The 12,175-nt window shown below is 55.9% G+C and carries 12 protein-coding genes and 1 tRNA gene; 6 read left to right on the top strand and 7 right to left on the bottom strand.

Translation table 11 applies throughout. The features are described from left to right. Positions 1-529: 529 nt before the first annotated feature. The 5 genes from ACR0ER_RS13395 to ACR0ER_RS13375 all read right to left on the bottom strand — a co-directional run bounded on the left by ACR0ER_RS13395 (position 530) and on the right by ACR0ER_RS13375 (position 6,921). Positions 530-931: a hypothetical protein gene (locus ACR0ER_RS13395; RefSeq protein WP_480769370.1), complete on the bottom strand. Its 402-nt coding sequence runs from the start codon at positions 929-931 to the stop codon at positions 530-532. A gap of 375 nt (positions 932-1,306) precedes the next feature. Continuing rightward, positions 1,307-2,761 carry an amidase gene (locus ACR0ER_RS13390; protein WP_480769367.1) on the bottom strand — a complete coding sequence of 485 codons (1,455 nt, stop codon included), beginning with the start codon at positions 2,759-2,761 and terminating at the stop codon, positions 1,307-1,309. Positions 2,762-2,777: 16 nt separating this feature from the next. Beyond that, a complete protein-coding gene (locus ACR0ER_RS13385; RefSeq protein ID WP_480769366.1) occupies positions 2,778-4,841 on the bottom strand; it encodes an ABC transporter permease in 2,064 nt (687 codons plus the stop codon). Between the two features lie 4 nt (positions 4,842-4,845). Continuing rightward, positions 4,846-5,925, bottom strand: a complete 1,080-nt coding sequence (locus ACR0ER_RS13380) for a quaternary amine ABC transporter ATP-binding protein (RefSeq protein WP_480769365.1) — start codon at positions 5,923-5,925, stop codon at positions 4,846-4,848. Between the two features lie 60 nt (positions 5,926-5,985). Further along, positions 5,986-6,921: an ABC transporter substrate-binding protein gene (locus tag ACR0ER_RS13375; protein WP_480769364.1), complete on the bottom strand. Its 936-nt coding sequence runs from the start codon at positions 6,919-6,921 to the stop codon at positions 5,986-5,988. 175 nt (positions 6,922-7,096) lie between these two features. On the opposite strand from ACR0ER_RS13375, the gene betI reads away from it, so the two are divergent. The 5 genes from betI (at position 7,097) to ACR0ER_RS13350 (ending at position 10,352) form a co-directional block, all read left to right on the top strand. Then, positions 7,097-7,750 carry a transcriptional regulator BetI gene (gene betI, locus ACR0ER_RS13370; RefSeq protein ID WP_480769363.1) on the top strand — a complete coding sequence of 218 codons (654 nt, stop codon included), beginning with the start codon at positions 7,097-7,099 and terminating at the stop codon, positions 7,748-7,750. Positions 7,751-7,899: 149 nt separating this feature from the next. Then, positions 7,900-8,196 carry a hypothetical protein gene (locus tag ACR0ER_RS13365; protein WP_480769362.1) on the top strand — a complete coding sequence of 99 codons (297 nt, stop codon included), beginning with the start codon at positions 7,900-7,902 and terminating at the stop codon, positions 8,194-8,196. 2 nt (positions 8,197-8,198) lie between these two features. Next, entirely contained in the window at positions 8,199-8,549 is a 351-nt protein-coding gene (locus ACR0ER_RS13360) for a tetratricopeptide repeat protein (protein WP_480769361.1), read from the top strand. A gap of 21 nt (positions 8,550-8,570) precedes the next feature. Then, the gene (locus ACR0ER_RS13355) at positions 8,571-9,125 is read left to right on the top strand and encodes a tetratricopeptide repeat protein (RefSeq protein ID WP_480769360.1); all 555 of its coding nucleotides are present in this window, start codon (positions 8,571-8,573) and stop codon (positions 9,123-9,125) included. Positions 9,126-9,245: 120 nt separating this feature from the next. After that, positions 9,246-10,352 (top strand): asparaginase, encoded by a 1,107-nt coding sequence (locus ACR0ER_RS13350; RefSeq protein ID WP_480769359.1) that lies wholly within the window; start codon positions 9,246-9,248, stop codon positions 10,350-10,352. 211 nt (positions 10,353-10,563) lie between these two features. Here ACR0ER_RS13350 and ACR0ER_RS13345 read toward each other — a convergent pair whose 3' ends face one another. Together ACR0ER_RS13345 and ACR0ER_RS13340 are read right to left on the bottom strand one after the other, a co-directional pair. Beyond that, positions 10,564-10,761: a hypothetical protein gene (locus ACR0ER_RS13345; RefSeq protein ID WP_170330484.1), complete on the bottom strand. Its 198-nt coding sequence runs from the start codon at positions 10,759-10,761 to the stop codon at positions 10,564-10,566. 189 nt (positions 10,762-10,950) lie between these two features. Beyond that, positions 10,951-11,035: transfer RNA gene (locus ACR0ER_RS13340), tRNA-Leu, on the bottom strand. A gap of 730 nt (positions 11,036-11,765) precedes the next feature. On the opposite strand from ACR0ER_RS13340, the gene ACR0ER_RS13335 reads away from it, so the two are divergent. Continuing rightward, positions 11,766-12,173: a hypothetical protein gene (locus tag ACR0ER_RS13335; protein WP_480769358.1), complete on the top strand. Its 408-nt coding sequence runs from the start codon at positions 11,766-11,768 to the stop codon at positions 12,171-12,173. Positions 12,174-12,175 lie beyond the last annotated feature (2 nt).

Genomic DNA, 12,175 nt, shown 5'->3' with positions numbered 1-12,175 from the left:
GTCTCCACCCTGCCAGGCTGCACTACCGTTTCCCGGCAACCGGGACATTTCTACTTTGCAGACCCAGGGACATTTCTACTTGGTTGCAACACTAAGGTGTAGTCGCAAAGCTTGTCGGAGTACGTAATTAATGGGACTGAATTATTGAGACTCGCCTCCCATTGAATTCAACACCTTAGGATTTTTGCGCTTATTTAATGTTTTGATGGTTCAAGCGCTTCAAGTCTACGTCAAACGAAGGCCAGTAAGCCTCTTAGCAACCTGGAAACCGGCGCAGTGTGTCTTACTTGAGTTTGGTTGATCAGCAGAATGCTCTGCCCTAGCACACGGCCCAAAGCCACCGCTCATCGCTGATCTGGGTTACCGCAACCGCAGCCCGCATTCCGGTCATTCGCTGCAGTCGCGAGACCTGAAGGTCCTCGTGCTCACTTGTCGCAGGCTGCGGAGACACTCCCCGCAACCTCCAGTCTAGTGGTCGTTATTCATTCGGCATCTTTGTCAGCCCGTTGGCTAGCGTAGGCTTTGAGCATCATTTCCGTGTACTCGATAGTGCTTTTGGTGTGCTCACCAAACCGGGCCAAGCAAAGGGCAACTCCCGCAGACAGAGTTCTTGATCAACATTTTTTCCGAGTTGAGCCGCAACTGCGAGTGCTGAAATAGGTTCCTTGTGCTCCGGCCAGAGGTCTTCATCAAAGGTGATGCATACATCGTTGTCATCATGAACAAAGATATCGGCGAATAAAGCACCCAACCGTTCGAAGCATCCTCTACAAGTGCACTTCGCATGAGTAGAGTTATCTTTTCGGCATCTAATTCCAGTTTCAGTCGTGTGCAGTTTGTAAAGTCTGAGAGCACCTTTAGCTATTTCGAAGCGCTTGAGAGCTATCTGCATACCCACGGCCGTCCGGTGGCGTTTTACAGCGACAAACACACGGTGTTCCGTGTGGCTAGGCGAATACAGGTTGATCCATGGTTTTCTAGCGAGATTACGGAGTCGCTCCCGTCCTCTGCAATCTGTAGATCGTCATACGATCTCCCCGTTACTCCTATTCGTAATAGATCCACGCCGTCTTCGAAGTCAGTAATCGTGTCTGACCCAAAGTTGTTCTAGAATTGAAATACATCGGCACCTGAACGGTCCGTGACATAGGCTGCGGGACGATATTGCCGCGCTTCTCGATGGTAGAGACTGGCAAGTTTTTTGGGGGGGGCGGCATGCTTTGTATAGCCGTTTGAGACAATCGCGTTCGAAAAGTTTGTGGACCCCAATCTGAACCAGAAGGGACAAGCGCCGCATCATTTGTCTTTAAGCGTGTGTCATCGGACGCGCGCCAGGTTCTCTAAACCATCCCCCGATTTGCGCCTCATAGGCCAGTGCGGCGCGGAAAACGGTCGGGTCGTCGAAGGTTCGTCCGACTATCTGCAGGCCGGTCGGGACACCGGTCGTTGCAACACCGCTGGGCACGGCGATGACCGGGCAATGGTGTAGCATGTTAAAGTGGTATGTCAGAATCCACCCATATTCCGGATCGACCTGAATTCCGTCGATTTCGAAATCCGTTGCGGTCGCATCGTGGTCTGCTTTGACCGCGGGTATCGTTGTGGTCGGGCAGAGGAACAGATCGAACCGCTCCATCAATGCGCCGAAGAATTGATACATATCGTGCTGGGTCTCCCAGGATCGGGACACATCGTCCAGCGTGGTGGCCTCGACGCCTTTTGCTGCGGCCAGAGTGTAGTCGTTCAGTTGATCGGCGTGCTTCTTTGCCGCCCAGGACGCTTGCCTGAGGTAATGCATCGTGTTGTACCAATGGGTGGCCGCCACGTCGCAAGCGCTGGTCCAGGGGACATCGACGTCTGTGACTTCGGCACCAAGTGCGCGAAAGTGATCCAACGCGGCCAGAGTATTTCGGCGCACCTCCGGATCGACGGGACAGTAGCCAAGGTCCATCGAAAACGCGATTTTGACACCGTCCAGCCTGCCGGCCTCACGCGGCAGGACGACAATCTCGCGCAGGCTGTCATGGTCGCGCGGATGCGCGCCCGAAACCACGTCCTGCACCAGAGCCAGATCCGCGATGGTCCGGGCCAGCGGACCACAATGGTTGTAGCGATCGAAATTGGCTGGTGGGCCGTCCGGGTTGCGCCCGTGGGGCGGTTTGAACCCCACCACGCCGCAACAGCTGGCCGGAATGCGGATCGACCCGCCGATGTCGGTGCCGGTTGCAATCGGCGCAAACCCTGCTGCCAGCCCTGCCCCCGAACCGCCGGACGATCCTCCGGTTCCATAGTCAGGATTAAACGGGTTGACCGTGTTGCCCCACGCGAGGCTGCGGCAGACGCCCGAGATGCAAAACTCAGGTACGGTCGTGCGGGCGAGGATAATTGCTCCGGCATCCTGCAGACGTTCAATCATCGGGTCCGACATCTCATCCGGTGTGGCGTCCATGTGCAGCAGTGACCCATGCGTCGTGCGCTTGCCTTTGACACGTTGCGCATCTTTGACCAGCACCGGAATACCCAGCAACGCTCCGTTGGCCGAACCATCCACATAGGCAGCATCGGCTGCAAGAGCCTGCTCCCGCGCCTCATCGAAATAGGTGTCGGTCAGAGCGTTGATCACCGGATTGACCTGCTCGATCCGCGCAATCAAGGTCTGCAGCAGGGAGCTGGGTTTCAGGCGGCCCGACCGAAACGCTGCAAGCGCCTCGGTCGCTGACATGTAGCACAGATCGAGGTCAACGGGCGTTGTGGATTTCATGCGGCTTACCTTGTTGTCAGACGGCGTTGTCCAGCTTCACACCAAGACGCGCCTGAATTTGCTGGCTGAATCCTTGGGTAATGCGGTCGGCAATCATGGCGATGATGGCCATACCGATCCCGGCGGTCATGCCAACCCCGAAATCACCGTCGCCGAGGCCGATGTAAATTTGCTGCCCAAGATCGTCGGTGCCCACCAAAGCGGTGATCACCAGCATCGAGATGCCGAACATGATCGTCTGGTTCAGCCCCAACATGATCGACGGTACCGCCAGCGGCAGTTTTACCTGCCATAGCAACTGACCTGGTGTCGTGCCAATGGCCGTTGCGGCCTCGATCACGTCATGGGGCAGGTTGCGCAGACCATGCTCGGTATAGCGGATCGCAGGGACGATGGCATAGACAATGATGGCCAGAAGAGCCGTGAACTCACCGATTTTGAACACCATCACAAAGGGGATGAGGATTACGAATAGCGGCATGGTTTGCAGCGTGTCGATCACGGGTCGCACCATGCGCGATACGGTGTCATTCTCGGACGCCCAGATGCCAATCGCGCTGCCGAACAGGAAGGACAGCAGCACCCCGACGCCGCACAGATAGAGCGAGACGACCGAAGGCTCCCATATCCCGGTAAGCAACAGGAACGCGACTCCAGCTAATGCCCACAAAGCGAGGTTCGTGCCGCCCGCCTGCCACGCCAAAGCGATGATGATCGCGCAGAGCGCGACCCAAGCCAGTCCGGTCAACCCGGAATACAGAACCAGAGCAAACAGGATGACCCAGAGCGCTGGCAGCAATCGCCCTTTGAAGGCCAGATATCCGGCCACTGCAGCGACGATTACCGCGTAGCCAGCGGTCACAGCAGGGGTCATTGCAAAGCCCCACGTGAACGGGCTGACGGCCTGAGCTAGGCCAATCTTGATCGGCAGCATCAGGTAGAACAGCGCCGCCCGTTTGATCGCCTCAAGAACGGTGCGGAATTCGACGAAGACCCATTCCAGACCCGCGTTCATCGCCGGGGCCGGGTTCAGGATCCATGCCTCGGGCCAGTCTTTGAGGGGCGAAAAGACCAGCGCCAACAGCCAGGCCGCGCCAAACAGGAAGGCGCAGGCAATCCAACCGGACGCCTTGCGCTGCGTCGAATTGGTCTGAACTGCAAATCCCCATGTGATCCGGTCCAGCACCATTGCCATCAGCGCGATCACAATCCCAGCCAGCAGGCTTTCCCCGAACTGTGCCTTACGCATGGTCGACAGCACTTCCCAACCGATATCGTTGGTGCCCCCGATGATCGAGGCGATGATGACCATCGACAGGGACGCCATCGTTGTCTGGTTCACCCCCAGTAGAACTTGCCGCTGCGCCGTCGGCACCCGCACGCGCCAGAACAGCTGTGATGGGGTGGCACCGCTCATCAGGCCGGATTCGATGACCTCATCCGGTACACCGCGCAGACCGACGATGGTGTTGCGTACCATTGGCGGGAAGGCAAACAGGATCGAAGCGACCAGACCCACCGTTGTGCCAAAGCCGAACAACAGCAAGATCGGCAGCAGGTAGGCAAAGGCAGGAACCGTCTGCATCAGATCGAGGATCGGCATGATGATCCGATAGGCCCGCTCGGACATGAAGCCCCATGTTCCTAGCGTAAAACCCAAGGCGACCGCCATCGGGATCGACACACATACCAGAGCGAAAGAGTTCATTGACTGGGTCCAGAACCCGAATGTGACCATGTAGAGCAGGCTGGCCGCGGTGAAGATAGCCAACCCCTTGCCCCCGGCGCGCAAAGCCAGAAAGACCCACAGCACAAACCAGGCTGCCCAGGGCACCGCGTGCAGCACCGTCTTGGCCAGCAGGATCGGCCAGTCCAGCAGCCAGGAAATGGCCTTGAAGAACCACCCGAACGTCACGACGAACCACCGCATCGCGGTGTTCATCGGATCGGTCACCGGCAGGACCAGCGCATCGGGATAGGTCACCAGCGGCCCAAGACTTTTGGCAAACACGACGCAAATTGCCACCAGCGCCGTGACCGCAAGCCAGACCACCAGCGATCTGTTCGAAGCTGCATCCATGGCGTCAGTCCTTGACCGCAGAGGCGTCCGAGACACCGCTGGCCAATGCGGCAATCACGTTCTGGCTGGTCATGTGCACCAACGCATTGTCATCCCGGCGCACCGCAACGCCGGTGTCGTGTGAGGCCAGATAGGGCAGCAGGTCGGCCACATTGGTTGAGGCCGGAACCTCTTTGATCCCGGCGGGTGGAGTGCTGTCCGAAGCCACATCGCCTGCGGTCAGGATCAGCTCCCACGGGACGTCATTGGTGAATTCGCGGACGTAATCATCAACCGGGTTCAGGATCAGATCCACGGGGCGTCCGATCTGCACGACCGCGCCGTCCTTCATGATGGCCATCCGGTCGGCAATGCGCAGCGCCTCGAGGAAATCATGGGTGATAAAGACGATCGATTTGTGCAGTTCCTGCTGCAGCCGCAGGAATTCGTCCTGCATCTGGCGGCGGATCAGCGGATCCAGCGCGCTGAATGGCTCGTCCAGAAACCAGACCTCGGGCTCTACGGCCAACGACCGGGCAATGCCGACACGCTGTTGTTGACCGCCGGACAACTGACTGGGAAAGCTGCTTTCCCGCCCTTCCAATCCGACCAGCGAAATCACCCGTTCGGCCCGTTCCAAACGCTCCTTGTCGTCCAAACCCTGCAATTTCAGCGGAAAGGCCACGTTTTCCAGAACATTCAGATGTGGCATCAGGCCAAAACTCTGGAACACCATCCCCATCTTGTGGCGGCGAATGTCGATCAGTTCCTTCGAGGACACTTTCAGAAGGTCCTCTCCATCCAGCAGAATCTCTCCGGCGGTGGGCTCAACCAGACGGGACAGGCAGCGCACGATGGTGGACTTGCCCGATCCCGACAGCCCCATGATCACGAAAATCTCGCCCGGCATGACGTCAAAGCTGACATCGGTCGACGCGACGATGCCGCCGTTGTCCCGAATGCTCTGCGCCAGAGCCTTGGCCTCGTCGGCCCCTTGCCCGGCAACATCGACGTTGCTCAGATGCTGATCCGCCCCTTTGCCGTAGAGCTTCCAGACATGTTTGCAAGACAGTTTTGGGGTGGTGGTCGGGGAAGATGTGGTCATTTCGGCAGCCTTAAAAAAGGTGGAGCACGCAGAAACATGCTCCACCGGAGTCAGTTTTGGTTATTGCTTTGCGGCTTCAACCCAAGGCTGCCAGACGTCCTGGTTCGCGCCCATCCACTCGGCCACGACCTCTTTCACTTCGCGGCCGTTCTGGTCCACTTCGAGGATCAGAGCGTTCTGCACGTCGTTGGTGAGGCTCATCAACTCGACCATCTTCATCGCGTCCGGATAGGTCGAGGCGAAATCCTTGGCGACGATCTTATCGACGGTTGCCTGCTGGAAGCCACAGGCCTCACCGCGTTTCTGGCTGGTCTCGTCGCAGGTGCCGTGGGGCGTATCCCATTCGACCCATTCAACCTCGGTATCCGCAAACACCCAGTGCGGCTGCCACATCATCATAAGGATCGGTTGCTCTGCGGCCACGGCACTTTTAAGTTCGGCCAGCATCGCGCCTTCCGAGCCACCGGGCACCGGCTTGAACGGCAGGTCGATCAGTTCCACCAGATCGGCCGAACGGGTGCCCCAGTCTGCCGGATAGGTGATCAGACGGCCATCGGGGAAGGTGTCCGCGGCGGCAAAGGCCTGGGCGCAGTCATACAACGCCTCATAGGCAGGCAGACCCGGGCAAAGATCGGCCATGTACGGGGGGTAAATCCAGCCTTCCTGCGGTTCGAGCCCCAAACCGCCGACAACAATGATGTCCCCGGCCTCAACAGCTTTGGGATAGATGTCACCAACGTTGTTGGTCCACAGCTCGGGCTGATAGTGCAGGCTGCCTTCGGCAATCGCGGCCAACTGCGGCACCGCGCCGGCGGTGACAAATTCGACCTCGTGGCCAAGCTCTTCGAACAGCGCACCTGCGAAATGGGCCGAGATATGCTGGCCCGTCCATTCGTTGACGGCAATCTTGATCGGTTCGGCCAGAGCCGCGCCCGTTGTTAGCATAAGCGTGGCGGAGGCCAGCAAAGCGGGCCTCAGTTTGCGTGAGAAATTCATGGTTAACCTCCGTTGGTGCGTTGGCCGTTTTCGACCTTTTAGTGTCCGTATCGAAAAACAGTACGGTTGCAGGTAATTTGGTGCATCAGACCGTTTTTTGTCAACAGTGTTTGTTTTTTGCCTTCCCGAATGATACTTTCGCATGCATTACGCTGAGCATGAAAGCGATCCTAACATGAGAAAGCAGACCATCAAGAACATGCGTCGCAAGCAATTGACCGAGGCGGCGTTCGAAATTCTCAAAACTCATGGAATCGCGGGGACGACCTTTGACAAGGTCGCCAAAGAGGCCGGTGTGTCCAAAGGAGTCGTGCAGCACTATTTTCCCGGCAAGGAAGCTTTGTTCGAAGCTGTTTTGCGTGAATCCAACGCAGAAGCGCGCCGTTGCGTGACCGCGCTGTTTGCGCATAGCGACACACCGGCGGAACGGCTTTACGCGATCGTTTACGGTAATTTCGCCCCACCGCTTTTCCAACACGAAATCTGTCATGCTTGGGTGTGCCTGTGCGCAGAGGTGCCGCAAAACGCCCAATACTTACGTATACAGAATGTCATCCACTCTCGGATGCGTAGCAACCTGATGAGCGCATTGCGCCATATGGTTGAGCCGACCTTGGTTGAACGGATTGCCTTTAACCTGACAACACTGATCGACGGGATCTGGATGCGGGCCGCTTTGCAGGCACAACCGATGTCCTCGGACGAAGCTCTGTCTCATATGGAATTTGGGCTGTGCCAGTTGTTCAAAAATACTAAGGTCAAAAGCTCCGATCTGCAGGCTGCACGTGAAAAGATCGCACAGGTCAGCGGAATCTTGTTCAAAGTGTGAGGAGCTCAAAACTCGTTAACCTTTGATTTCGAGTTGATTTAGCCAGATTTCTAATACAGCTTGGCGCTGTTTTTTACCTTACGCCTCGGCCTGATATCTTCGGAGACAGAATTTGCCTGACAGCTGCTTAGGTCCTGTTTTGCGCCCCAATGCTGGTGCTGATCGATTTCATCAAGGACAGTTTCGAAAAAGGCAGCATCGAACGTCTGGGCAGTCAGGTTCTGCTGAACGTCGTTCTGGTGGTTGCAATCGTTGCTTCGGGCTATCGCTTTCAGGCCCAGCGTCAACTTTATCATTTGCATCAAAGGGCAACCGGGCAAAAAAATTTGGGACTGCCCTCTGCCCTTCTGATCCTCATCCCGTCCTGGTTTGCCACCGGGATTATGCTTGCCGTCTTTCCACCCTTGGGTGAGGCGATGGGCGGTCTTGCCTATTTTATGAACTGATCATGATGCTTTCCAATAGAGATCTCCCACTTGCTCTCGCAGCCACGGACCGGGGCAACTACACCACCGCGCTCGGGCATTTTCGCAAGGCGTTGAAGGAAGAGTCCGAAAATGCCCTTATTCATGCGCATCTGGCGTATTGCCTGCTTGGCCAAGGTAAATGCTTTGCAGCATCGCGCGCCATGGATACTGCCTTGTCCCTCGATCCAAACTTGCCCATTGCTAATGTGGTCCGATCCATGCTGGATACATTTTTTGGCGACGACAAAGCGGCGGCGGCAGCGCTGAAAGAAGCCTTGCGTCTGGATCCCGAGAACAAAAACGCGCTGGAGATGCAATGTGCCAGCGCATAATTCAACCGCGACATACCAGCGTTGAGCGCGGCGGTTGACGCACTATTGCCGTCATCGCCAGATGACGATCAAGCTCATTACTATGCGTCCCGACTGGCAACACTGCGCTTGGATAACGAGGCCGCAGAGCGGCACGCAAGAGCGGCGCTCCGGATCGCGCCGAACAACAGCTTGAACCATGTGGCCATCGGTTGGGCGTTCTGGGTTCGAAAGGAATTTGACAAAGCGCAGGAGGCCGCGCTCAGCGCCTTGGCTCTGTCGCCGAACAATCAAGGTGCTCATGACTTGCTGGCGGCAATCGAAATGCACCGCAAACCTCTTACCGGCTGGTTCCATCGCATTGGATACATTGCCAACAACACGAATATCAAAACAGCCGCACTGTATTTCATCCCCGCGCTGTTTCTGTACATGACAGGCAGCGACATCCTGAATTTTCTAGGTTATGAAGGGGTTTCGAATGCCATGCTTCGAGGTGTGCAGATCGGTGCGCTTCTACTGTTGGTGAGTACACAGCTTTATTCCCAGAAATCGGTAAAGCACCAAAAAGCAGCGACCCTCAAGATGGATTACTAAGCGTGCGTTCGGGCGCGGCTCGGAACCTGGCTCACGTAGCGACAGATACCGGTTTCCCAATTTAGGTTGAAAAACAAATCCCTATAGTCGTAGGTTTTCAAGGTATTGGAAAGGAAAGCTATGGATTTCACCCGAATTTTGCGCGTGCTCTTCCTTCCACTGGCTCTGTTGTCCCCCATTATCGCGCAGGCCGAGCAACAAGACATAACGTTGAAATTCTCGGCCAAAGATCCAAACCTCTTGTCGGTGGCGATCATAGCCACCGGCGGCACGATCGCCGAACGCACAGATCCAAAAACCGGCGGTGCCGTACCCGCCGTTTCCGCCAAAGATCTGGTAGCCGCAGTGCCTGGGTTGGCCGAACTCGCCAATATCGGCGTCTATCAGTTCAGCAATATCGATTCATCGCAAATGACCCCCAGGGACTGGGCTGGTCTGAGCGTCGCACTGGACGAGATCCTATCGCGCCCCGACATCAGCGGTGCCGTGGTCACCCATGGCACGGACACCATGGCAGACGGCGCGTTTTTTGTGGATGTAACTCTGAGAAGCAATAAGCCAGTAGTCTTCACCGGTGCCATGAATGACGCGTCCAGTCCAAACCCGGACGGCCCGGGAAACCTCCATGACGCGGTTGTTCAGGTGCTATCGCCCAATGCGCAAAACTGGGGGGTTTCCGTAACGCTAAACCGATACGTAAATTCGGCCTGGCATGTACGCAAGACCCAAACAACCAATGTACAGACCTTCAATTCCGGCGAAAAAGGCTACCTAGGCTACGTATTTGATAACCGTGTACAACGTTTGAATGAACGCCTGCACCGGGTACGTGCTCCCCTGCCCGGCCCGCTGCCCAAAACACTGCCGGATGTGCCGCTGATCATGGCTTATGCCGGTTCGGATGGTCGCTTGCTACGCCATGCTGTTGATACAGGTGCGAAAGGCATTGTCGTAAACGGCGTCGGCGCGGGCAATGTCAACGCTGAGGTCTTTGACGCGATCAAATACGCATTGGCCAAGAACATTCCCGTAGTCATCGCAACGCGAGTCTATCACGGCAGCGTCGAACCCATTTACGGGGACTCCGGAGGAGGTGACACATTGCAAAAGATCGGCTGCATTCTGGCTGGCGACTTGCCGGCAACGAAGGCTCGGCTGTTGCTAATGATTGGCCTGTTGGCCCCTGATGCCGATCAGGAATCGTTGCGAAGATTGTTCGAGCCCTGAAACGGAAGCTCGGGCGAGATATACTTTGCACAACTGTCGTTGCTTGCAGACTGGCGGTCGGCAACCACCTAACATGTCATGTCTATTAGTGCGAACGGTTCGGCCACCCATTGGACGCGAGAGGTCCGATCATCTCTTTACGATCACCTTTGACGCCTTCACGCACCTAACAGGACGCAACTGAGCTGCCCTATTCCGGTTTTTAAAGTGTTTAGCTTGGCCGCACCGCAACGAGAACAACGTCTAGCTCATCCTCCAAAGCCTGCAACTTCTTCAGGTCGTCTTGCGGTAGATTGGCGGTTTCGGCATCCACGGCGGCAAGCGCAACAACCGGACGTCCGATCTCCTGTTCAAGTGCCCGAACTGCGTTGAGTTTGTCGGCCTCAAGCGTAGCAAGTGGATAAAGCATGGCAGTCTCCTGTCTATTGATGGTTAGGAGTATAGCCTACATTCTTGTTTTTGGTGCATTTGTTATCAGGGCTTCGCGGGTACGGGATTTTCTGGGTGGAAATAAGGAAAAGCGCGACGGCACCTTAGGGGTCCAAGGAAAAGGCTATATTGCATCCACTCAAAGACGGTTTTTCGCTTGAAATCAAAGTGGTGCGGGTGGAGGGACTTGAACCCCCACGCCTTGCGGCGCCAGAACCTAAATCTGGTGCGTCTACCAATTTCGCCACACCCGCAGTACCGACACTGTGTGCCGGATCGAAGTGCTCAATAACAAAGCCTGCGACCGAGCGCGAGAGGGAATTTCACTAATACGCAAGATTGTTGGGCACGATCCAGCAAAAGGCGAATGTGGATGGTTGCCCGCAACCCGAGTATCGATTCAGACTTCGGGACAACCTCCGCGTCACTGATCAGGCATTTTTGTTCTGCCTGCCCAGAGCAGGTCATGCTGACTCTTTGATATTAATCAAAAATAATCCGATAGCTTTGGAAAACCCCACCAAATTTAGAAGATTCGAATTCTGCGCAAAGCAGATTTGAACGGGCAAATATTAAACGCGCTTACGTTGAGTAACGGCAAGGCTCGAAGAAAACGTTGAACCTGGCTTTTTCGATCAGCGCTCAATCGAGATTTATAGATAAGCACCCCACTGCTTTCGACAATTGTTCTGCATAAGCACGCTAAACTGCAACGAATTCTGCGATCATTGCCGCACAACCCTACTGCGCGCCCATAGCTGCCAACTGCCGGAATCGGGTCGCACGCCCAAGGGTTGAGAGTCCGCCAAAAGTCACGTCCATATTTACGCCACATTTCAAACGCCAAAATATCTTATTCGCGTCAAAATAACACCGCCTTGCCAGTAATTGATAGCGGATGGGAGTTAATGAGTCTTTCCCGCCTTCGGGCACCGTAAGAGTTTTTTGCTCAACTCGAACACAAGGGTCTAAGCCGTGATCAACATGACGAACTCTGCTGCTGCTGAGCAAGACGCCATTGGTCTTGCACGCGAAAGTTTTCTTGGTGAACTGAAGTCCTTAAACCGGGATCATCCAAATACTGGCTTTGGTGTCTCGTTGCGCACACATTCGGGGGGGCATTATCTGCTGGCAAACTCTCGTATGCCGCTGCCGAAAACCAAATCTCAGGGCTTTCCAACCGGGCGTCGCCTGGCTTTGCTGGAAAACAGTGAACAATTCAGCTCGATCGAAGTGCTTGCGGATTCGCAGGCTTACGAAGAAATCACACCAGGGGACGAAGCCGCTATTTTGGGTAACGCTTTGAACCTGATCGCACGGATCGACATCCTGACCAGTTCTCCTGAGGGTCAGAATCAACCCCACATTGCTGCCACTGGAACCGGAGGCTGACC

The organism is Ruegeria sp. CH8 (assembly GCF_056536985.1).
This window is presented reverse-complemented; position numbering and strand designations above follow the sequence as displayed.

Excerpts from the sequence above, each read along its gene's own strand:
- ACR0ER_RS13385 (WP_480769366.1), bottom strand. The coding sequence starts at position 4,841 with ATGGATGCAGCTTCGAACAGATCGCTGGTGGTCTGGCTTGCGGTCACG.
- betI (WP_480769363.1), top strand. The coding sequence starts at position 7,097 with ATGAGAAAGCAGACCATCAAGAACATGCGTCGCAAGCAATTGACCGAG.
- ACR0ER_RS13375 (WP_480769364.1), bottom strand. The coding sequence starts at position 6,921 with ATGAATTTCTCACGCAAACTGAGGCCCGCTTTGCTGGCCTCCGCCACG.
- ACR0ER_RS13380 (WP_480769365.1), bottom strand. The coding sequence starts at position 5,925 with ATGACCACATCTTCCCCGACCACCACCCCAAAACTGTCTTGCAAACAT.
- ACR0ER_RS13390 (WP_480769367.1), bottom strand. The coding sequence starts at position 2,761 with ATGAAATCCACAACGCCCGTTGACCTCGATCTGTGCTACATGTCAGCG.
- ACR0ER_RS13365 (WP_480769362.1), top strand. The coding sequence starts at position 7,900 with ATGCTGGTGCTGATCGATTTCATCAAGGACAGTTTCGAAAAAGGCAGC.
- ACR0ER_RS13350 (WP_480769359.1), top strand. The coding sequence starts at position 9,246 with ATGGATTTCACCCGAATTTTGCGCGTGCTCTTCCTTCCACTGGCTCTG.
- ACR0ER_RS13345 (WP_170330484.1), bottom strand. The coding sequence starts at position 10,761 with ATGCTTTATCCACTTGCTACGCTTGAGGCCGACAAACTCAACGCAGTT.
- ACR0ER_RS13360 (WP_480769361.1), top strand. The coding sequence starts at position 8,199 with ATGATGCTTTCCAATAGAGATCTCCCACTTGCTCTCGCAGCCACGGAC.
- ACR0ER_RS13335 (WP_480769358.1), top strand. The coding sequence starts at position 11,766 with ATGACGAACTCTGCTGCTGCTGAGCAAGACGCCATTGGTCTTGCACGC.